Annotated in this window: 22 protein-coding genes and 1 pseudogene; 19 read left to right on the forward strand and 4 right to left on the reverse strand. The window is 66.3% G+C overall.

The features are described from left to right. The first annotated feature begins 279 nt into the window (after positions 1–279). Positions 280–699, forward strand: coding sequence for a VOC family protein (locus ON20_RS02260; protein WP_040833226.1), 420 nt, complete (start codon positions 280–282; stop codon positions 697–699). 105 nt (positions 700–804) lie between these two features. Here ON20_RS02260 and ON20_RS02265 read toward each other — a convergent pair whose 3' ends face one another. Beyond that, positions 805–1,587, reverse strand: coding sequence for a crotonase/enoyl-CoA hydratase family protein (locus ON20_RS02265; protein ID WP_051161442.1), 783 nt, complete (start codon positions 1,585–1,587; stop codon positions 805–807). A gap of 60 nt (positions 1,588–1,647) precedes the next feature. Between ON20_RS02265 and ON20_RS02270 the strand changes: the two genes are divergently transcribed. Next, on the forward strand, positions 1,648–3,291 hold the full coding sequence (locus ON20_RS02270) for an acyl-CoA synthetase (RefSeq protein WP_040833170.1): 1,644 nt from the start codon (positions 1,648–1,650) through the stop codon (positions 3,289–3,291). A gap of 182 nt (positions 3,292–3,473) precedes the next feature. Here ON20_RS02270 and ON20_RS02275 read toward each other — a convergent pair whose 3' ends face one another. Then, a complete protein-coding gene (locus ON20_RS02275; RefSeq protein ID WP_157228651.1) occupies positions 3,474–3,857 on the reverse strand; it encodes a hypothetical protein in 384 nt (127 codons plus the stop codon). A 432-nt stretch (positions 3,858–4,289) separates the two neighbouring features. Here ON20_RS02275 and ON20_RS02280 point away from each other — a divergent pair, with 432 nt between their 5' ends. The 5 genes and pseudogenes from ON20_RS02280 to ON20_RS02295 all read left to right on the forward strand — a co-directional run bounded on the left by ON20_RS02280 (position 4,290) and on the right by ON20_RS02295 (position 6,339). Continuing rightward, positions 4,290–5,051: a helix-turn-helix domain-containing protein gene (locus ON20_RS02280; protein WP_051161445.1), complete on the forward strand. Its 762-nt coding sequence runs from the start codon at positions 4,290–4,292 to the stop codon at positions 5,049–5,051. After that, complete coding sequence (locus ON20_RS02285; RefSeq protein WP_040833172.1) at positions 5,035–5,508, forward strand: NUDIX domain-containing protein; 474 nt, start codon at positions 5,035–5,037, stop codon at positions 5,506–5,508. Before ON20_RS02280 ends, ON20_RS02285 begins: the two co-directional genes overlap by 17 nt. A 39-nt stretch (positions 5,509–5,547) precedes the next feature. Further along, positions 5,548–5,715, forward strand: a pseudogene (locus tag ON20_RS40905) (acyl-CoA synthetase); the annotation flags it as partial. Between the two features lie 52 nt (positions 5,716–5,767). After that, positions 5,768–5,965 carry a plasmid mobilization protein gene (locus ON20_RS02290; protein WP_040833173.1) on the forward strand — a complete coding sequence of 66 codons (198 nt, stop codon included), beginning with the start codon at positions 5,768–5,770 and terminating at the stop codon, positions 5,963–5,965. After that, a complete protein-coding gene (locus ON20_RS02295) occupies positions 5,962–6,339 on the forward strand; it encodes a type II toxin-antitoxin system death-on-curing family toxin (RefSeq protein ID WP_040833174.1) in 378 nt (125 codons plus the stop codon). Before ON20_RS02290 ends, ON20_RS02295 begins: the two co-directional genes overlap by 4 nt. A 175-nt stretch (positions 6,340–6,514) precedes the next feature. Here ON20_RS02295 and ON20_RS02300 read toward each other — a convergent pair whose 3' ends face one another. Next, positions 6,515–7,621 carry an acyl-CoA dehydrogenase family protein gene (locus ON20_RS02300; protein WP_040833175.1) on the reverse strand — a complete coding sequence of 369 codons (1,107 nt, stop codon included), beginning with the start codon at positions 7,619–7,621 and terminating at the stop codon, positions 6,515–6,517. Between the two features lie 37 nt (positions 7,622–7,658). Further along, entirely contained in the window at positions 7,659–8,852 is a 1,194-nt protein-coding gene (locus tag ON20_RS02305) for an acyl-CoA dehydrogenase family protein (protein WP_040833176.1), read from the reverse strand. Positions 8,853–9,074: 222 nt separating this feature from the next. Between ON20_RS02305 and ON20_RS02310 the strand changes: the two genes are divergently transcribed. The 12 genes from ON20_RS02310 (at position 9,075) to ON20_RS02365 (ending at position 20,938) form a co-directional block, all read left to right on the forward strand. Further along, a complete protein-coding gene (locus tag ON20_RS02310) occupies positions 9,075–9,263 on the forward strand; it encodes a ferredoxin (protein ID WP_040833177.1) in 189 nt (62 codons plus the stop codon). A gap of 44 nt (positions 9,264–9,307) precedes the next feature. Continuing rightward, positions 9,308–10,213, forward strand: coding sequence for a 3-oxoacyl-ACP reductase (locus ON20_RS02315; protein ID WP_040833179.1), 906 nt, complete (start codon positions 9,308–9,310; stop codon positions 10,211–10,213). Between the two features lie 295 nt (positions 10,214–10,508). After that, positions 10,509–11,273, forward strand: a complete 765-nt coding sequence (locus ON20_RS02320; protein WP_040833180.1) for an MlaE family ABC transporter permease — start codon at positions 10,509–10,511, stop codon at positions 11,271–11,273. Positions 11,274–11,277: 4 nt separating this feature from the next. Next, entirely contained in the window at positions 11,278–12,129 is an 852-nt protein-coding gene (locus tag ON20_RS02325; RefSeq protein ID WP_040833181.1) for an MlaE family ABC transporter permease, read from the forward strand. Positions 12,130–12,137: 8 nt separating this feature from the next. Further along, complete coding sequence (locus ON20_RS02330; protein ID WP_083864520.1) at positions 12,138–13,355, forward strand: MCE family protein; 1,218 nt, start codon at positions 12,138–12,140, stop codon at positions 13,353–13,355. After that, positions 13,352–14,377, forward strand: coding sequence for an MCE family protein (locus ON20_RS02335; RefSeq protein WP_040833182.1), 1,026 nt, complete (start codon positions 13,352–13,354; stop codon positions 14,375–14,377). Before ON20_RS02330 ends, ON20_RS02335 begins: the two co-directional genes overlap by 4 nt. Beyond that, positions 14,374–15,435, forward strand: coding sequence for an MCE family protein (locus ON20_RS02340; protein WP_040833183.1), 1,062 nt, complete (start codon positions 14,374–14,376; stop codon positions 15,433–15,435). The genes ON20_RS02335 and ON20_RS02340 overlap by 4 nt, the downstream gene beginning before the upstream one ends. Further along, the gene (locus ON20_RS02345) at positions 15,432–16,733 is read left to right on the forward strand and encodes an MCE family protein (protein WP_040833184.1); all 1,302 of its coding nucleotides are present in this window, start codon (positions 15,432–15,434) and stop codon (positions 16,731–16,733) included. The genes ON20_RS02340 and ON20_RS02345 overlap by 4 nt, the downstream gene beginning before the upstream one ends. After that, the gene (locus ON20_RS02350) at positions 16,733–18,007 is read left to right on the forward strand and encodes an MCE family protein (RefSeq protein WP_051161447.1); all 1,275 of its coding nucleotides are present in this window, start codon (positions 16,733–16,735) and stop codon (positions 18,005–18,007) included. The genes ON20_RS02345 and ON20_RS02350 overlap by 1 nt, the downstream gene beginning before the upstream one ends. Continuing rightward, complete coding sequence (locus tag ON20_RS02355; RefSeq protein WP_040833185.1) at positions 18,004–19,473, forward strand: MCE family protein; 1,470 nt, start codon at positions 18,004–18,006, stop codon at positions 19,471–19,473. Before ON20_RS02350 ends, ON20_RS02355 begins: the two co-directional genes overlap by 4 nt. Continuing rightward, positions 19,470–20,447, forward strand: coding sequence for an Rv1363c family protein (locus tag ON20_RS32720; RefSeq protein WP_051161449.1), 978 nt, complete (start codon positions 19,470–19,472; stop codon positions 20,445–20,447). The genes ON20_RS02355 and ON20_RS32720 overlap by 4 nt, the downstream gene beginning before the upstream one ends. Beyond that, complete coding sequence (locus ON20_RS02365; protein WP_051161451.1) at positions 20,444–20,938, forward strand: Rv1363c family protein; 495 nt, start codon at positions 20,444–20,446, stop codon at positions 20,936–20,938. Before ON20_RS32720 ends, ON20_RS02365 begins: the two co-directional genes overlap by 4 nt. Positions 20,939–21,096: the final 158 nt, after the last annotated feature.

A 21,096-nucleotide genomic window follows, 5' to 3' on the forward strand; every position in this document is an offset into this window, starting at 1 on the left:
GGAGCACTGTGGCATAGCCCACCGACATGTGGGACGCCGTCGAGGAGCTGTATTTCGCCAATCCACCACATGGGCACCACCAGGCCCAGGGGTCCCGGGAATCACCCTGACAACCGCGGGAGTTTTCGGCCGGTCCGGGGCCGTGATTACCGAAAAACCCACATCTGCCTGCGCTTACCCGTGGTTTTGCGGCTCTGCGATGAATTCCCCGCGACGGCCCCGTCCTACCTGTGAGGCCGGCAGCGTAGCCCGGCAGCATTCACCGGAAGGATGCCGACCATGAGCAGCAAGATGATCTTCATCAATCTCCCCGTCGCCGACCTGGCCCGTTCGAAGGGTTTCTACGAGTCGCTCGGTTGGAAGGTCAACGATGACTTAACCGACGACAATGCCGCCTGCATCGTGGTCGATGCCAATATCTGCCTGATGCTGCTGACCCGCGAGTTCTTCGCCACCTTCGGCAAACGGCCCGTCGCCGAGACCACCGGTGCCATCGGCGCCGCCTATGCCCTGTCGCTGAGCAGCGCCGAGGAAGTGGACCGGCTGACCGAGGCCGCCCTGGCCGCGGGGGCGATCGAGGAGGTCAACGAGGACAAGCGCGCTCAGGAGGCCGAGGTCGGTATGCACGGGCGGACCTTCGTGGACCCGGACGGCCACCAGTGGGAGCCGTTCTGGATGGACTGTCCCGGCGAGCGGTGATCCGCTGTCCCGCTCCGCGACGGCCTCTCCCTCATCGGGCCGAGAGGCCGTCGCTCGTTCGATCGATACCGCGCGGCGAGCACCGGCTGCACCATGCGGACCGTCTCATTTACCGCTGAAATTCGGCTTGCGCTTCTCCTTGAAGGCCTTCGGGCCTTCCTTGGCGTCGGCCGACCTGAACACCGCCATACCGAGTGTGGCGTCGATCTGGAACGCCTCCTCCTCGGGCATGCATTCGGTATCGCGGATGGTCCGCAGAATGGCCTGCACCGCGAGCGGCCCGTTCGCGGTGATCAGCTCCGCCAGCTCGAGAGCCTTGTCCAGCGCGGTACCGTCCGGCACCACATGCCCGACCAGGCCGATCTCCTTGGCCTCGGCCGCGGTGAGGTGACGGCCGGTGAGCAGGATATCGGCGGCGACCGTGTAGGGGACCTGACGGACCAACCGCACCGCCGAGCCGCCCAGTGGGAACAGTCCCCACCGCGCTTCGGATACCCCGAACTTCGCGCTCTCGCCGGCCACGCGGATATCGGTGCCCTGCAGGATCTCGGTGCCGCCCGCGATGGCGGCGCCTTCCACGGCGGCGATCAGCGGTTTCGTGAGTCGGCGTCCTTTGAGCAGGGCCTCGATCCTGGACAGATCCCAGCCGCCGCCGGCGAACGAATCGCCGGGGTGCTGTGCGGTCATCGCCTTGAGATCGGCGCCGGCGCAGAACGCCCCGCCGGCGCCGGTCAGGATGGCGACGCGGATATCGGGATCTTGGTCCACCTGGTCCCAGGCGTCGCGCATAATCGCCATCATCTCGCCCGACAGCGCATTGCGTGCCTCGGGTCGGTTCATGGTGACTATGAGGACGTGGTCGCGTTTCTCGACGAGGCAATCTGGCATCGCGGAATCTCCTGACTTCTGAGCCTTGTCAGAAACAGTAACACGTTCTATTTTAGGCCTGTGACGTACAACATAGCCGACCTTGTCGAACACACCATCGACCTCGTGCCGGACCGGGTCGCACTGGCCGACGATCACCGCTCGGTAACCTTCGCCGAGTTGGAGGACCGGGCCAATCGTCTAGCGCACTACCTGTGTGAACAGGGTGTGCAGCCGGGCGACAAGGTCGGCATCTACTCGCGCAACACCATTGAGGCCGTCGAGGCGATGGTGGCGATCTTCAAGGCGCGCGCGGTAATGGTCAACGTCAACTTCCGCTATGTCGAGAACGAGTTGCAGTACATCTTCGACAACTCGGACATGGTCGCGCTCATTCACGAGCGCCGCTACGCCGACAAGGTGACCGCGGTCCGGCCGAAGACGCCGAAGCTGAAGACCGTCCTCGTGGTGGACGACGGTACGCAACTTCCGACGCCGGTCGAATCGGTGGAATACGAAGCGGCACTGGCTGATTCGTCCGGTGTCCGCGACTTCGAGGACCGTTCGCCCGACGATATCTTCATGATCTACACCGGCGGCACCACCGGTATGCCCAAGGGCGTGATGTGGCGGCACGAGGACTGGTGGCGGGTGCTCGGCGGCGGCATCAACTTCATCACCGGCGAGCACGTACAGGACGAGTGGCAGCAGGCCAAGGACGGCGCCAAGAACCCGCAGATGGTGCGCTACCCGATCCCGCCCATGATCCACGGCGGTTCGCAGTCGGCCACCTTCCACGGCCTGTTCGACGGCGGCAAGACCCTTATGCTGCCGGAGTTCGACGCGCACGGGGTGTGGCAGGCCATCGACCGGCACGGTGTCAACCTCATCTTCATCACCGGTGACGCCATGGCCCGGCCCATGCTGGACGCGCTGAAGGCCGGCAACCCGGAAACCGGCGAACCATATCAGCACGCCAATCTGTGGGCGATGGCCAGCAGCGCCGCCCTGTTCTCGCCGACGCTCAAGGACGAGTTCATCGAGCTGCTGCCGAATACGGTCATCACCGACTCGATCGGCTCCTCGGAGACCGGCTTCGGCGGGATCTCCATAGCCACCAAGGGCGCGACCCACACCGGCGGTCCCCGGGTGAAGATCGACGCGTCCACCGCCGTGCTCGACGAGAACGGCAAACCGGTGGTCCCGGGCTCCGGGCAGGTCGGTGTGCTCGCCCGAAAGGGCAATATCCCGATCGGGTACTACAACGACCCGGTGAAGACCGCCGTGACCTTCAAGGAGTTCGACAGCGTTCGGTACTCCATCCCCGGTGACTACGCACGCGTCGAGGAGGACGGTACCGTCACCATGCTCGGGCGCGGCTCGGTGAGCATCAACAGCGGTGGCGAGAAGATCTACCCGGAGGAGGTCGAGGGCGCGCTCAAATGCCACCCCGAGGTGTTCGACGCGCTGGTGGTGGGCATCCCGGACGAACGGTGGGGGCAGCGGGTCGCGGCCGTCGTGCAGTGCCGCGGTGACAAGCGGCCCACGCTGGAGGAGTTGCGCCCGGTGCTGAGTCAGGAGATCTCGTCCTACAAGCTGCCGCGCAGTCTGTGGTTCGTCGACGAAATCAAGCGTTCGCCCGCCGGTAAGCCCGACTACAAATGGGCCAAGGCGCAGACCGAGGCTCGTCCCGCCGACGAACACGCCGAGGTCGGCAGCGCATAGCCGGTATCCGGGCCAGTGGGCTGTCGCGGATACGCGGCGACAGCCCCTCGTGTATCGAGGTCACAGGGCCACAGACGCACAGGACATCGCAGGCAGAATTGTTCGATGTCCCGCCCACCTGCTTCATGCCGAGGGTCAGTACATCACCATGTGGGCAAGCCTTCGGGTGTCCTGGCCTTGCTTCATTGTGCGTTGTCACCGAGGGGGCCTGGTTCCCGACGGACGCGGAACTGGGCGATTCGGTCGAGAAGCGACTCATCCAGTAGTCCCGCGATCGGCGACCACCGCGCGTGTGTCCGTCCGTTCTGCTCGATCACATCCGCCTGCGCAACGATCCGCCCTAACTGCCCATCCAGATGCTCGACCGTAGGTACGAACACCGCTTCGGCCTCGTGCAACCTGATCCGGTCCTCGAGAAACACCAATCGACTCGACCGCCCGGCATCGACCCGGATCGTCTCGCACAGCTCATATCCCAACCGCAGCGTCCGCTGCTCGGTCCACACCGGCCCACACAGATCGGTACGCAGATACACGATCGCCGGTACTTGGTCCGAATACGTCACGACGCGCCCCTCACACGCCCCGGATGCGTGGCCCGCCACCGGGCGATGACACCGTCTACCTCCTGTTGAGCACTGTTCTCGGGTATGCGTCGGGGCGTGTCGAGCTCACGGAGACCTGCGGCGACTCGCTCGAATACGCCGCGGTCGTAACACTCGCCCTCCCACCACAGGCGTAGAGCGGTTTCCATCGTCTGAGTCCGCAACGGTGTTCTGACCGGCAGCGATGCTCGTGTCAATCGCATATTCACCCCTTGTGTCGTTGGCAGGCAGCCCAGGGCAGGGACGGTTTCCTATGGGCCGGGTCGAACCGCTATGTCAACCTGCCCTGAGCGCCGGGTCCAACGGTATGGACGCAGCTGGGACACCTGAACTGCGTCCGGGACGTTTTCGCAGACACTTTCAACCATTGAAACGTCCCAGTATGGTTCCGGTATGAGCCACCGCCTCGAATCCGCAATGCTGCGAGCACAACTCGACTCGGCCGCGCTCGCAAAAGCGGTCGGCGTCGACACCAAGACAGTCAACCGCTGGCTGGCCGGCCGAGTCCCGCACAAACGGACCAGAACCGAAGTAGCTCGTGTGCTGCACGAGTCGGAATCCACGCTGTGGCCGCAGGCTCGACCAGACCTGAGCGCCGTCGCACCGGCCACAGCCGAAGTACTGGCCGCCTACGCTCATCGAGCCGACATCCCCAACGACGTATGGATATCGTTGCTGGTGGGGGCAACTCAACGAATCGACATCATCGGGTATGCCTACCCGTTCTTATTCGAATTGTTGCCCGATGCCTCCGACCTGATCGTCGGTAAGTGCCGCAACGGCGCCGGCGTGCGTTTGGCCTTCGCGGACCCCGAATGTGCTCATGTAGCCGAACGTGATGCGCTCGAGCAGATGCAGGGGACGCTACCGGGACGGATACGTAACGCACTGAGTATGCTCGGGCCATTGGCCGAAACTCCCGGTTGCCGAATCGGTCTCCACACAACCCACTTGTACAACTCGGTGTTCAGGTTCGATGACCTGATGATCGTGACTCCGTATCTCGTCCGTGCTCGTGGGTATCAACATCCCGCGCTGTATCTACGAAAACTGTCCCCGTACGGGATGTTCGCCTCGTTCGAGGATCAGGTGGAGCAAATATGGGAGACCGTGACCCCCTACCCGAAGGAGGCGTCTGATGGCCTCACGGTGTGACTATTACCGCGATCCCGAGGCACCCGAGGCGAACAGCCTGGTGCCCGGGGGCTCGGCCTTGGTCGTCGACGACCGAGGAGCAATCCTGATGCAACGCCGAAGCGAGTCGGGCAACTGGTCGTTCCCCGTTGGTGTCATGGAGATAGGGGAAACCCTCGAACAGTGCGTGATACGCGAGACCAAGGAAGAGACCGGGCTGGATATCGAGATCAGCGGGATACTCGGGATCTACACCGACCCCGAACATGTGATCGCGTATGCCGACGGCGAGGTTCGGCAGGAGTTCAATATCACGTTCTACGGTCGGGTGATCGGAGGGCGAATCGAGGTCAGTTCCGAGTCCACCGAAGTCAGGTTTCTTCGGCTCGAGGAGCTAGAGACCGTGCCGGTGCACGAGACGGTTCGGCTCAGGTTGCGACACCACGTCGAACAGCGTGCACACCCATACCTGGGCTGAAAGACTCATCCAGTGGATACCACACGCTGGTGCCGACACGGTTCGGTGAGTAGCAACAGCGGTGGCGAGAAGATCTACCCGGAGGGGGTCGAGGGCGCGCTCAAATGCCACCCGGGCGTGTTCGACGCGCTGGTGGTGGGCGTTCCGGACCAGCGGTGGCCCCTTCGCGTCGCAACGCCGCGCGAATCGACGTGGCGGGACCGGCCGACGCAAACCATCAACTTCGGTATAGCGGTGGTACCGCGCGGTACCATAAGGTATGGCCGGATTGAACGTCAGATTCACGGATGAGGAGCTGGCGGCGTTGCGGGAGCGCGCCGAACAGGAGGGGCGGAGTATGCAGCAGTTCGCGCACGATGCGGTGATCACGGCGATAAACGAGCACTCGCGGTTGTTCAACGAGGCCGCCGACCATGTCCTACGGGTGAGTGAGGAGCTGAACCGGAGACTCGCGTGACGCGCTACCTGACGCTGGTCGAGCTCATCAACCTCGCTGAGCGTCTGGGTACTCCGGATGTCCGAGACTACGGGTTGCTCGAATCGGCTCTGGCGCGTCCGCAGGCCAGTGTCTTCGGGCAGGACGTCTATCCGGAGCTATGGCAGAAGGCGGCCGCGCTCATGGAATCGATTGCCCGAAACCATGCGCTGATCGACGGCAACAAGCGGCTTGCTTGGTATGCGACGTGGGTGTTTCTGCACATAAACGGGCATCCGCTGGATGCGAACCTCGATGTCGACGAGGCAGAACGTTTCGTCCTGGACGTGTGTCAGGGTGCGCTGGAGTTGACCGAGATAGCCGAGCAGCTGACGAAATTCACCGTGCGAGGGTAGGAAAGGACACTTACCGCTCGGACATCATGCGGCCATCGTCTATGCCTACCGTGGCTTCTGGAGCAACGGCACCCGGCTCGACGGCCCTGCCGGGCGCGGTTGCGCGACTCTACCGGCTTCGGCGTTGCCTCATCCGGTCACCCATAGCTCGGTGTGCTGGATGCCGACCGATCGATCAGACGGATTCCGGGACGAGGTCGGCCAAAGGGAGAAGGTGGTCCGGGGCCGGGCCGAGGGCGAATTCGTTGTGTTTGGCGGCGGTGAAGTAGCTGTGCACGATGTGGTCGCGGTCGATACCGACACCGCCGTGGACGTGGACCACAGTGTGCGCGACCTGATGGCCCGCCTCGGCGGCCCAGAACTTGGCGGTGTGCACGGCCGCGGCGGCCGGGAGGTCCTCGGAGAGCTGCCAGGCGGCCTGGGTGACGGTCAGGCGCAGACCCTGCACGTTGATATAACTGTCGGCCAGGCGCTGCGCCACGGCTTGGAAGCCGCCGATGGCGCGGCCGAACTGTTCACGTTCCCGGGCGTAGTCCGCCACCAGTTCCAGGCCGCGCTCGAGGGTGCCGAGCTGGCCGGCGGCCAGGCCGAGCCAGGCGCGCAGCAGCAGCCAGTCGAGGATCTGGGCGCCGGTATCGAGACCGCCGAGCAGTTCGGCGGGTGTCTCGGCGAATTCGACCAGTGATTCGGCGCTGCGGTCGGTCACCTGCTGGGCGGTCACAGTGACGGATTCGGCGGTGGGGTCGACAAGGAAGACGGCGGGTGTTCCGGAAACCGCTGCGGGCACCAGGATTCGGGTGGCGCGGTCGGCTACCGGGACGGTGGTCTTGACACCGGTGAGCCGCCAGCCCTCGCCGGTTTCGGTGGCCGTCGTGGCCGGGCGGGTCGGTTCCCAGTTGTGTTCCTCGGCCAGGGCGACCGTGAGGATGGATGTACCCTCGGCCGCCGCGGTGGCGAGTTCGCGTTGCTCTTCCGAACCGAATCGCGCGAGCGCTCCCGCGCCGAGCACGATCGACCACAGATACGGGACGGCGGCCACGTACTTGCCGAGTTCGCGCAGGATCGTGGCCTGTTCCAGGACGCCGAAACCGCTGCCTCCCAACGCTTCCGGCAGGGCAGCCGACAGGACGCCGGTCTCGGCCAGCGCCCGCCACAGCGATTCGTCGAATTTGGCCGTGCCGCTGTCGAGTTCGCGCAGTCGATCGGCGGTGACGAGCTTCTCGCAGACCTCGCCGGTCAGTCGGGCCAGGTCGAGCTGCGCCTCGGTCGGGGTGAAATCCATCTGTACTACCTGCTTTCGGACGGGCTCGACAGCGCTGTCAGCGTGCGGCGGCGGGCTGTTTCAGGGCGGTCATGGCGATGATGTCGCGTTGCACCTCGTTGGTACCGCCGCCGAAGGTGAGGATCAGCGCGGCGCGGTGCATTCGTTCGAGACGGCCGAGCAGGACCGAGCCGGGGGAGTCCTGGCGCAGGTGCGCTTGGGGTCCGAGGACCTCCATGAGCAGCCGGTAGGCCTCGGTGGCCAGTTCGGTGCCGTACACCTTGCAGGCCGACGCGTCCCAGGGGCGCGGTGCCATATCCCCGCCGGCGTCGGCCCGACTGGCGATCTCCCAGTTCATCAGCTTCAGGTACTCGACCTTGGCGTGCACGCGGGCCAGGTTCAGCCGTACCCATTCCCGGTCGAAGACGCGGGAGCCGTCGGCGGCCCGGGTCTGTTTCGCCCAGGCCACGGTCTGCCGCAGGGCCAGGGTGAGCGCCGCGGACGAGGTGAGCGCGACCCGCTCGTGGTTGAGCTGGTTGGTGACCAGCGGCCAGCCGCCGTTCTCCGGGCCGACCAGCGCGGTGACCGGGACGCGCACATCCTGGTAGTAGGTGGCGCTGGTATCCGGCCCGGCCATGGTGTGCACGGGGGTCCAGGAGAAGCCCTCGGCGTCGGTGGGCACGATGAGCATGCTGATGCCCTTGTGCTTCTTGGCGTTCGGGTCGGTGCGCACGGCCAGCCAGACGTAGTCGGCATAGGGGATGAGGCTGGTCCACATCTTCTGGCCGTTGATGACGTATTCGTCGCCGTCGCGCACCGCGGTGGTGCGCAGACTGGCCAGGTCGGTGCCCGCGCCGGGTTCGGAGTAGCCGATGGAGAAGTGCAGTTCGCCGGAGGCGATCCTGGGCAGGAAGGACTTCTTCTGTTCCTCGCTGCCGTAGTGCATGATCGTCGGTGCCACCGAGTTGATGGTCAGGAAGGGGACCGGCGCGCCGGCGATGGCGGCCTCGTCGGTGAAGATGAGCTGGTCCAGCATGGGGCGGTCCTGGCCGCCGAATTCCTTCGGCCAGCCGAGAGCCAGCCAGCCGTCGCGGCCCATTTCCCGGACGACCTCGCGGTAGACGTCGCCCTCACCGTACTCGCCGGTCTGGGCGCCGAGGGCGTGCCTGCGCTCGGGGGTGATGAGCCGGGCGAAGTAGTCGCGCAACTTCGCGCGTAGCTTTTCCTGTTCCGGGGTGTACGCAATGCGCATGGCAGTACCTCGAGACTTCGTTCTTCGGCTTGAGTGGCGTCTCCCGACGGGGTCGGGCCTGGCCCGGGTCCGGAAAAAGGGACCGGATCTGGTACCGGTTACCGCCGATCATTGCATATTGACTGAAACATGTTCCAGTATTGGGGGGTAATCATGCAATGTTGGTCCCTGCGGCGGCATTGGCTTGTTACGCTTCGGCGACTGACGGGGTAAGGAGTTCCGATGAAGGTCAGCGTTGATTTCGACCAGTGCGAGGCGAATGGGATCTGTGTGGGAATCGCTCCCGACGTGTTCGAACTCGACGATGAGGACATGCTGCACGTGGCCGAGGGTGAGGTTCGGGCCGACCGGGTGACCCAGGTCGAGGAGGCCGTGGCGCAGTGTCCGAAAGCGGCGTTGCGGTTGCTGTGAATCCGCTCTTGCCGGTAATAAGAACAGGTTCTAAAGTCGGCCCGGTGAGCGATACAGATATCAGCCTTGCCGGGCGAGTGGCGATTGTGACCGGCGCGGGAGCAGGTCTCGGCCGCGCCGAGGCCCTCGCGCTGGCGGGCGTCGGTGCCTCGATCGTCGTCAACGACCTCGTCGAATCGGACGCGGTAACCGAGACGCTGGAGCACATCCGGGCGCTGGGTGCGAAGGCCGAGTTCGTGGCGGGCAGTGTCGCCGAGCGTGCCACCGCGGACACCCTGATCGCCGCCGCCACCGAATCGTTCGGCGGGCTCGACATCGTGGTCAACAACGCGGGTATCACCCGCGACCGCATGCTGTTCAATATGTCCGACGAGGAGTGGGACGCCGTCGTCGCGGTCCATCTGCGTGGCCACTTCCTGCTGTGTCGCAATGCCGGTGCCTATTGGCGCGGCAAGTCCAAAGAAACCGGGGCGCCGGTCTACGGCCGAATTGTCAACACCTCTTCCGAGGCGGGTCTACTCGGGCCGGAGGGGCAGGCCAACTACGCGGCCGCCAAGGCCGGTATCACCGCCCTGACGCTCAGCTGCGCGCGGGCATTGTCCCGCTTCGGTGTCCGGGTCAATGCCATCTGCCCGCGAGCGCGGACCGCGATGACCGAGAAGGTGTTCAGCGCGCCGCCCGAGGATGAGGTCGATCCCCTGTCTCCCGAGCATGTGGCGCGGCTGGTGACGTACCTGGCCTCGCCCGCCGCCGACGCGGTCAACGGGCAGGTTTTCGTGGTGTACGGCCGCATGGTGGCCCTGATGGCCGCACCCGAGGTCGAGCAGCGGTTCGATGCGCCCGGTGCCGAATGGTCGACCGCCGATCTTGCCGCCACGCTGCGCGGCTACTTCGCCGAGCGCCCCGAAGGCCGTACGTTTTCTGCATCGGCTCTACACGATCTGGGTTGAGTGGCCTGCCCGGTATGCCGGGTATGTGCGGATGACCGGACGGCGCGGAGAGTTGAACGGTTGTCCAAGGATTGGTAGACATTGGTGCACATGTGCGGCGGCTCACAACGGTGATGCCGAAACTGCATAAACATTGTTCCAGTCTTGGTGTCTGAGATTGGAGTAAATATGCAGTTCAAATACCGCAAAAAGGCCCCAGACAGGAAGTGAACGTGTTCTACTTGGCGGGTGCGTGCCGGGGGTCGATCCGACACGCTCGCCAGCGGGACCAGCAGTCAGGCAAGGAGGATCGTCGATGAACGAGGTCCTCGCCGTGCCATTGCGGGCCGTCGGCGGATTCTTCGAACTCATGGCGGACGTGGCCCGCGCCAGTGTGCGGCCGCCGTTCCAATGGCGCGAGTTCATCGACCAGTCCTGGTTCGTGGCACGGGTGTCCATCATCCCCACCCTGCTGGTCGCCATCCCGTTCACCGTGCTGGTGAGCTTCACCCTGAACATCCTGCTCCGGGAGATCGGCGCCGCCGACCTCAGCGGCGCGGGCGCGGCCTTCGGCGCGGTCACCCAGGTCGGCCCGATCGTCACCGTGCTCATCGTCGCCGGTGCCGGTGCCACCGCCATCTGCGCGGACCTGGGTGCCCGCACCATCCGCGAGGAAATCGACGCCATGCGCGTGCTCGGTATCGACCCCATCCACCGGCTGGTGGTGCCGCGGGTGCTGGCCTCGATGTTCGTCGCGTTGATGCTCAACAGTCTGGTGTGCACCATCGGTATCGCAGGCGGCTTCCTGTTCTCGGTGTACCTGCAGGACGTGAACCCGGGCGCGTTCGTCAACGGCATCACCCTGCTGACCAGCCTGCCCGAGCTGATCATCTCCGAGGTGAAGGCCGGACTGTTCGGGCTGATCGCCGGAATGGTCGCCTGCTACCTGGGCCTGAACGTCAAAGGCGGTCCGAAGAGTGTGGGTGATGCGGTGAACCAGACGGTCGTCTTCGCCTTCATGGCCCTGTTCGTGGTGAACGTGGTGGTCACCGCGGTCGGTATCAAGTTCGCGGTGCGGTGATGCGATGTCGTTCGTAATCCGGTCCCGATTCCCGCGGATGGTCCGGCGAGTACGCCGACTGTCCGACTCGATGGACGAACTCGGCAGGCAGGCCGTGTTCTACGGCCGCGCGCTCGGCTCCATGCCCCGCGCGCTGATGCACTACCGCACCGAGACGATCCGGCTCATCGCCGAGATCAGCATGGGCACCGGGGCGCTGGCCGTGATCGGCGGCACCGTGGTGATCGTCGGCTTCCTGACCCTGTTCTCCGGCGGCACCATCGCCGTCCAGGGCTACAGTTCGCTCGGCAATATCGGCGTCGAGGCGCTGACCGGCTTCTTCGCCGCCTTCATCAATGTGCGCATCGCGGCCCCGGTGATCTCCGGTATCGGCCTGGCCGCGACCATCGGCGCCGGCTCCACCGCGCAGCTGGGCGCGATGCGGGTGGCCGAGGAGATCGACGCGCTGGAATCCATGGCGATCCGGCCGGTGCCGTACCTGGTCGGCACCCGGGTACTGGCGGGCATGATCGCGATCGTGCCGCTGTACGCGCTGGCGGTCATCGCCTCCTTCGTCGCCAGCCGGTTCGCCACCGTGGTGATCTACGGACAGTCGGCGGGCGTCTACGACCACTACTTCTCGACCTTCCTGATCCCGAGCGACATCCTGTGGTCGTTCGCCCAGGCCATATTCATGGCCCTGGCGGTAATGATGATCCACACCTACTACGGCTACACCGCGGCGGGCGGGCCGGTCGGAGTGGGCGTCGCAGTGGGTAACGCGGTGCGGGCCTCATTGGTCGCGGTGGTCACGGTGACCCTGCTGATCTCGCTGGCCGTGTACGGCACCTCGGGCAACTTCAACCTCTCCGGGTAAGCGTGATGATGGATTCGAATCGACCGGATGGGTTACCGGGCGGCCGGCTTGCCGGACTGTGGCGGAAATTCGGTCTGAAAGTGGCGGGCATCGCCCTGATACTGGGCATGGTCGCGGTGACGGCGGTATCACTGGTGATGTTCGTGGGCGGTTTCACCCCCACGGTCACCGTCACCGTGGCGGCCCCGCGCAGCGGCCTGGTCCTGGACCCGGACGCCAAGGTGAAGGTGCGCGGTGTGCAGATCGGCACCGTGGCCGAGATCACCCGCACCGACGCCGGGTCGACCCTGCGCCTGGCGCTCGACCCCGACCTGCTGCGGCTGGTCCCGGAGAACGCGACCGTGGACATCCGCTCCACCACGGTTTTCGGCGCCAAGTACGTGAACTTCGTGATCCCCGAGCAGCCGGCCGCCGAGCCGCTGCGACCGGGCGCGCGGGTGACGGCCGAGAAGGTGACCGTCGAGTTCAACACGCTGTTCCAGCGTCTGTCCGATGTTTTGGCCGAGGTGGAACCGGAGAAGCTGAACGCCACCATGACGGCGCTGGGCACCGCGCTCGAGGGGCGGGGCGAGCGACTGGGTGATCTGCTCTCGCGCAGCAACACCTATCTGCGTGAGATCAATCCCAGCCTGCCCACCCTGCGACGGGATCTGGCCACCTCGGCGGCGGTCACCAACCTCTACGCCGATACCGCCGGTGACCTGCTGCGCACCGCGGACAACGCGACGGTCGCCGGCCGCACGGTGGCCGAATCGGAATCCGAGGTGGACGCCCTGCTGGTGAACCTCACCGGTCTCGCCGACACCACCGGGGCGGTTTTGCGGGACAACGAGAACCAGTTGGTCACCGCGCTGGATCTGCTGCGGCCGACCGCGAGCCTCCTACACGAATACGCCCCGGCGCTGAACTGCATCGTCGGCGGTCTGGCCAAGGCCATGCCGCTCGCCGAGCAGGTCTTCGGCGGCGGGCAGCCGGGTGTCGCGCTGAACACCAGCTTCATGTACGGCCACGATGGATACAACTACCCGGAGGACCTGCCGAAAGTGAATGCGACCGGCGGACCGCAGTGCGCGGGGGTGCTCGACCGAGTGCCGGACAGTCATGCCGATTACGTTGTCACCGATACCGCCGAAGGCGCTCCCTACACGCCGTCGACCAGACTGGAGGTCAACACTCCGTCGGTGTTCCAGGTGCTGTTCGCCGGTATGCCCGGGGTGGGCCGATGAGGAATACCGCGACCACGGTCAAACTGGCCATCTTCACCCTGGTGATGACGCTTGTCTTCGCCGGGCTGGCGGTGGTGTTCTCGCAGGTCCGCTTTTCCCGGGAGAACGGCTACCACGCGGTCTTCGCCAGTGCGTCGGGGATGCTGCCCGGCGACAAGGTGCGTATCGCCGGGGTGCCCGTCGGCTCGGTGACCTCGGTGAAGGTGGGCAAGGACTACAAGGCGCACGTCGAGTTCGACGTCGACCGCAAATACCGGCTGCTGGCAAGCACCCGCGCCACCATCCGCTACGAGAACCTGGTCGGCGACCGGTACCTGGAACTGCTGGAGGGGCCGGGCGATACCGAGACGCTGCCGCCCGGCGGCACCATCGGATCGGACAAGACCGCGCCCGCCCTGGACCTGGATCTACTGCTCGGCGGTTTCAAACCGCTGCTGCGCGGCCTGGACCCGGCCCAGGTCAACGACCTGACCAACGCCCTACTGCAGATCTTCCAGGGTCAGGGCGGAACACTGGTGTCGCTGCTGAACAGCAGCGGTTCGTTCGCCAAGACCCTGGGCGACCGGGACGAGCTCATCGCCGGCGTGATCGACAACCTCAACGCCGTCCTGAAGACGATCTCCGACCGGGGCGACCAGTTCGCCACCACGATCGACGAGCTACAGCGACTGGTCAGCGGACTGGCCGCGGACCGCGATCCGATCGGCGTGGCCATCCCGCGGCTCGCGGGCGCCTCGGCGGCCCTCACCGATCTGCTGGCCCAGGCCCGCCCCGATCTGCAGGCCACCATCGCCCAGACCGGCCGAGTCGCCACGAATCTCGACAACGACTCCGACACCGTCCAATGGGTGCTGGACAAACTGCCCCCGACCTACAAGAAGCTGAACAAGATCGGCTCCTACGGCTCGTTCCTGCAGTTGTACGTCTGCCGGACGAACTTCCTGGTGGACGGCCCCGAGGGCAAACCGCTGCTCCTGGAGCTGCCCGGTGAGCAGACGACCGGAAGGTGTGCGAGCGAGTGAAGGAGAACTCACGGGTAGTGACCATCGGCGTCGTGGGCCTGGTGCTCGCGGTGTCGATCGCGCTGTCGGCGCTGCAGTTCGAGCGGTTGCCGTTCATCCGTGGCGGGGCGACGTTCACCGCGTACTTCGCCGATGTCGGCGGGCTCATCCCCGGCGACGATGTCGAGGTGGCAGGTATCCGATCCGGCCGCGTCGAGGCCGTCTCGCTCGACGGCGCCAAGGTGCTGGTGCGGTTCGCCCTCGACGAGACGATCGTGCTGGGCGACAAGACCACCGCGGAGATCAAGACGAACACCGTGCTCGGCCGCAAATCCCTGGCGGTGAACCCGGACGGTTCCGGGGCTCTGCGAGCCGACGACACCATCCCGTTGGAACGGACCGTCTCGCCGTACTCGCTCAACGACGCCCTCAGCGAGCTGACGAGCACGGTGCAGGGCCTGGATCTGGACCGGGTCGACCGGACGCTGGACGCACTGTCGGAGGCATTCGCCGACACACCCGCCCCGCTGCGCGCCGCCCTGGACGGGGTGACCGCCCTGTCGCGCAGTATCAACGCGCGCGACCAGGCGTTGTCCGATCTGCTGTCCCGCGCCCAGAACGTCACCACGATCCTCGCCGACCGCAGTGACAAGGTCAACGCGCTGCTGGTGGACGGCAACGAACTGCTCGGCGAGCTGGAACGGCGGCGGGCCGCGATCGGCCAGTTGATCGTGTACGTCAACGCGCTGTCCCAGCAGCTGTCCGGGCTGGTCGCCGACAACGAGGCACAGCTCAGACCGGCGTTGGACACATTGAATTCGGTACTGGATCTGCTGCAGCGCAACCGGGACAACATCACCGGCGCGCTCGAAGGGCTGGGCCCGTTCTCTGCGGCGCTCGGGGAGCAGGTCGGCAGCGGCCCATACTTCAACGCCTATGTGGTGAACGCGAGCAGTGAGACCCTGCAGCCGCTCGTCGACGCACTGGTCTGGCCGCAGCATCTGCCGGAATCGCTGCGCGCCTACCTACTCGAACCGGGTCCGAGGATCGGGCCGTCCGTACAGGAGCCGCCGCGATGAGTATCGGCAATGCCGTCCGAAGGTCGCCCCGCTGGGTTCTGATCGTCGCCGAGGTACTGGTCGGCGCATTGGTGGTGTTCGGGGCCTACATCGTCTTCGACCGGATCGGGACCGCCCAAATCACTGCCTACTTCACCTCCACCAGCGGTCTGTACGCCGGCGACGAGGTGCGAGTGCTCGGGGTGAAGGTCGGTCGCATCGACGATATCGAGCCCGGCGCCGAGCAGGTTCGGGTATCGATGACGATCGAGCGGGGCATCGACCTGCCTGCCGACGCCCGGGCCGTGATCATCTCGCCCTCGCTGGTATCGGCCCGATTCATCCAGCTGGCCCCCGCCTATACCGGCGGGCCGAAGCTGGCCGACGGCGCCGAGATCGGTATCGAACGCACCGCCGTCCCGGTGGAGTGGGACGATATCAAAACCGAACTGTCCAGGCTGGCCACCGCGCTGGGGCCGGTCGGCGACGACCCGAAGGGCTCGTTCGGCCGGGCCATCGATACCGCCGCCGAGAACCTCGAGGGCAACGGCGACAAGTTCCGGGAAACCCTGCGCGAACTGTCGGCCACCATGACCACGCTGTCCAACGGGCGGACCGATCTGTTCGGCACCATCCGCAACCTGCAGAAGTTCGTGGAGGTGCTGTCGAACAGCAACGAGCAGATCGTGCAGTTCGGCGACCGCCTGGCCTCGGTGTCGTCGGTGCTGGCCGGCGTCTCGAACGATCTGGGTGCCGGCCTGGACAATCTGGATATCGCGCTGGCCGATGTGAAACGCTTCCTCGACGGCAGCGGCGCCGAACTCACCGAGGGGGTGCAGCGGCTGGCCGAGGTCACCCAGATCCTGGTGGACAAACGCCCCGAACTGGAGCAGGCGCTGCACTCCGGGCCGACCGCGCTGGTGAACTTCTACCAGATCTACAAACCGGCCCAGGGCACGCTCACCGGCGCCATCTCGTTGAACAACACCGCCGATCCGCTGAGCTTCCTCTGCGGTTCCGTGCGGGCGCTGGAACAGCACGAATCCGATACCAGCGCCGATCTGTGCGCGGAATACCTGGCTCCGGTGATCAAGTCGCTGGCCATGAACTACCCACCCATCATGGCCAACCCGGCCACGGGTGTGACCGCGTTCCCGAACCAGCTGCACTACACCACACCGGAAGTGGAGGCCAAGGCCCAGGCCACGCCCGGCGCGCCGGCGGGGCCCGCCGCGCCGTCGTCGGTTCCGGTGGGTGTCCCGCTCGGACTGCCGGGTCTGGCCATCCCCGGTCTCACCCCGCCCGAAGGAGGACGATGATGTCCCGGCCCACCCCGCGCCGGACCGCGACGGGCCCGCGGCACCGGATCACGGCGATGGCGGTCGGTCTCGGCCTCGCGCTCGGCGTGTCCGGCTGTCAGTTCGATGGGCTCAACTCGCTTCCGATGCCGGGTACCGAGGGGGGTGGCGAGGGCGCCTACGCCGTGCGTATCCAGATGCCGAACGTCACCACGTTGACCAGGAATTCGCCCGTGCGGGTGGACGATGTCGCGGTGGGCGCGGTCTCGGATATCACCGTGGAGGGCTGGCACGCGCTGGTGACCGTCAAGCTGAACCCGGACGTGGTGCTCCCCGCCAATGCGGTGGCCCGCATCGGCCAGACCAGTCTGCTCGGCAGCAACCACCTGGAACTGGCGCCGCCCACCGATGTGCCATCCGAGGGCCGGCTCGCTGAAGGCGATCTCATCCCCTTGGACCGGGCCGGCGTCTACCCGACCACCGAACAGGTGCTCTCCTCGCTGTCGGTGGTGCTCAACGGCGGCGGTATCTCCCAGTTGGAGAACATCACCCGGGAGTTGAACGCGGCGCTGGTCGGCCACGAGGCCGAGGTCCGCGACCTGCTGCCCCAGTTGAACGAGCTCATCGTCAACCTGGACCAGCAGCGCGGCGACATCATCGCCGCCATGGACGGGCTGGACCGGGTCGCCGGCCAGTTCGCCCGGGAAAGCGATGTGGTGGCCGGCGCCATCGAGGACATCCATCCGGCCCTGACCGTCCTCGCCGACCGGCGGCAGAACATCACCACCGCCATCACCAAACTGGGTGAGCTCAGCGATGTCACCCAACGGTTGATCGACACCAGCGGCGACAACCTGAAGGCGAATCTCGCCGATCTGGCGCCGGTACTGCAGACCTTGGCCGATACCGGCGGCAACCTGGCCGAATCACTGAAGATCCTGCTCTCCTTCCCCTTCCCGTTGAAGAACATCGACAAGGCGATCAAGGGCGACTATCTGAACCTGTTCATGACCGTGGACCTCACGGGCGCACGACTGGACTCGAACTTCCTCACCGGCACCCCGCTCGGCGGGCGGTTCGGCGGTGTGGAGGCCGCGCTCGGCGCCATGGCGCCTCCTACCGCGGAGGGGCAGGGCAATCCGCTCACCGCGCCGCTGCAGCCGCCGGCCGGACCACCTGGGCCGGCCGGCGGGCCGCAACCGACCATTCCCGGGCTGCCGCCGATTCCCGGCCTGCCCGCGATCCCCGGGTTGACGGTGCCGCTGCCCGGTCCCGCAGAAGGGGGACAGCCGTGACGCTCACCCGGTTCGTCCGTATCCAGCTGGTCATCTTCTCCATACTCACGGTGGTCGGCCTGACCGTCATGGCCGGGACCTACGTGCGGCTGCCCGCCATGTTCGGGATCGGGCGCTACGACGTCATCGTGCAGTTGGCCGCGACCGGCGGGCTTTACAAACAGGCCAATGTCGCCTATCGGGGCACGAACGTCGGTGTGGTGAAAGAGGTCCGCCTCACCCCCGCGGGGGTCGAGGCGGACCTGTCCATCGACAGTGACTACAAGATCCCCGCCGACGTGGATGCGCTGGTGCGCAGTGTGTCGGCGGTCGGCGAACAGTACGTCGATCTGGTTCCGCCGCAGGAGCCCGCTGGCGGAAACCTCCACGACGGCAGCGTGATCCCGGTGGAACGCACCACGTTGCCACAGGACGTGGGTGCCCTGTTGGACCAGGCCGACCGGTTGCTGGCCACCGTCGCCGATACCCGCCTGCGCCAGGTGATCGACGAGGCGTTCCACGCCTTCAACGGCGCAGGCCCCGATCTGCAACGATTCATCGATTCGGCGGCGCTGTTGGTGCAGGAGGCGCAGGACAATGTCGAGCCGACCAAGAAACTGATCGAACAGATCGGTCCGCTGCTGGACACCCAGACCCGTTCCGATACGGCCATCCGGTCCTGGACACGGGACCTGGCCGCCGTCACCGACCAACTGCGCGAACACGACCCGGCGTTGCGCAGTATCTTCGCCAACGCGCCGTCGTCCATGGAACGGGTGACCGCCCAATTCCAGGATCTGCAGCCCACCCTGCCGCTGCTGCTGGCCAATCTGGTGAGTCTGGGGCAGGTCACGTCCACCTACCACGCCGGCCTGGAACAGACCCTGGTCGTCTACCCGCCGCTCATCGCGGCGCTGCTCACCGCGGTGCGCGGCCCGATGGAATACGGCGCCCTGGTCGACTTCATGACCGTGCTCAACGATCCACCGCCGTGCACCACCGGCTTCCTTCCGCCGGACCAGCGCCGCTCGCCGAGCGAATTCGACACCCCTCAGCCCCCGCCCGGGTTGTACTGCAAGGTGCCGCAGGACTATCCGACGGCGGTGCGCGGTATCCGCAATACACCCTGTATGGAATTCCCCGGCCGCCGGGCACCGTCGCCGGAGTTGTGCCGCACCGGTTATGTTCCGCTCGGCACCAACCCGCCGTTCGGTCCGCCGCAGCCGGTGGCCCCGGCCGTCGCGCCACCGGATCCGGGTGCTCCGGCCGCGCCGGCGAGTGCTCCGGCCGCGCTGCCGGGGGTACCAGCAGCACCCGCGAGTTTCTCCGGATACAGCATGCCGGGGGCCGCGCTGTCGTACAACCCGGCAACGGGGGTTTATGTCGGACCCGACGGACGCACCTATCGACAGGGCGACATCGCCCCCGGTGGTTCGGGTACCGTCGCTGCGGACTGGCAGGCAATGTTCGAGGAGCAGCAACGATGAGCGAGACCAGGGAGAACGGTCGTTCGCGCCGGCGCGCCGGTCGGGCCGCCGGGCCGCCGGGCGCGAAAGCCGCCGCGGGTTCCGCGGCCGAGACCGAGGCCTCGACCGAATCCGTAGCGGCCATCACCGCCGTCGAACCCACTACCGTCACCACGCCCGGCTCCGCCGAGAGGGCGGAGACCACCGCCGTCCCGGAGGCGGTGCAGGCCGCGGCCACCCACTCGGCCGGTAACCCGCCCGACGGGAAACCCTCGAACCCGGAGATCACGGCCGGCGCCGCCCTCCGCGATGCCGACGAGAAGCCGGCGGACCAGGACAGCCCCGATCCGGTGGTCACGGAGAATGTCGCGGGGGCGGAGGCCGGTACGGAGCGGGCCGACGCCGAGAAGATCGATATGGCGAAGGACACGGCGGCGGCCGCGGCCGCGGACGACACCGAGAAGGTCGAGACGGAAAAGGCCGGGGAGGCCGCGGCGGGACCCGGCCGTTCCTGGAAGCGCGCCCTGGCCACGGTCGCCGCCACGGTTCTGGTACTGGCCCTCGTCGCCGGTGCGGTGCTGTCGGTTTTCGCCGTCCGGTCCACCGAGGACCGCGACGCCCGCCGTGACGCCTACCTCCAGACGGCCCGGCAGACCATTCTCAACCTGACCACCATCCGCGCCGATACCGCCAAAGAGGATATCGACCGGATCCTCACCATGGCCTCCGGTGAGTTCAAAACCGAATTCGACGGCCGGGTCGACCCGTTCACCGAGATCGTCAAGCAGGCCAAGGTGGTGTCCAACGGTGAGGTCGTCGAGGCCGCCATCGAGCGTGACGACGGGAATTCCGCGACCGTCCTCGTGGCGGCCAAACAAACGCTGACCAATGCGGGGCAGGCGGAACCACAGCAGCGGTTCTACCGGTTCCGGGTCACCGTGACCAAGAGCGACGACGGGTCGTTGAAGTCCTCCGACGTGGAGTTCGTGGCATGAGCGGGCACGGCGTGATGAAGAAGGCTCTGCTCGCCCTCGTCGCCCTCGTGGTGGTCGCGTCGGCCGTGGTGGCCGGTATCAATGGTTACCGGTACTGGGATGACAAACGCGCCGAACAGTCGCGCTCCGATGCCGTCGCGGCCGCGACCCGCACGGTTTCGGCCATGTTCAGCTATCGGCACGAGACGGTGGAAACCGAACTGCCCAGGGCCGCCGACAATCTGGCCCCGGATTTCCGCAAGGATTACCTCGAACTCATCGAGAAGGCGATCGTGCCGGGGGCGAAGGAAAAGCAGCTCACGGTGGAGGCCACCACCCAAGCGGGCGGCGTGGTGTCGGTCGACCGGGCGCACGCGGTGGTCCTGTTGTTCCTCAACCAGGTGACCACCAGCAAGGACAGCCCGCAGGGAACCACCACGGGCAGCCGGGTGCGGGTGACATTGGACAAGAGCGACGATCGGTGGCTGGTCGCCTCGGTGACCCCGATCTGATCGACGCCCACCGAGCACATACGGGAAAGGCTCCGACCCTCGGGTCGGAGCCTTTCCCGTATGGAGCGCTTCATGGACCGAGCCGGCGTTCCTCCGCCGCCCGGGCCGACGCCGCGACGCCGTTCGCGTCGTGTCGGAGCCGAACACGCCGAGCTCAC

Origin of the sequence: Nocardia brevicatena NBRC 12119, from assembly GCF_000308495.1 — a bacterium.
Taxonomy (GTDB): Bacteria; Actinomycetota; Actinomycetes; order Mycobacteriales; family Mycobacteriaceae; genus Nocardia; species Nocardia brevicatena.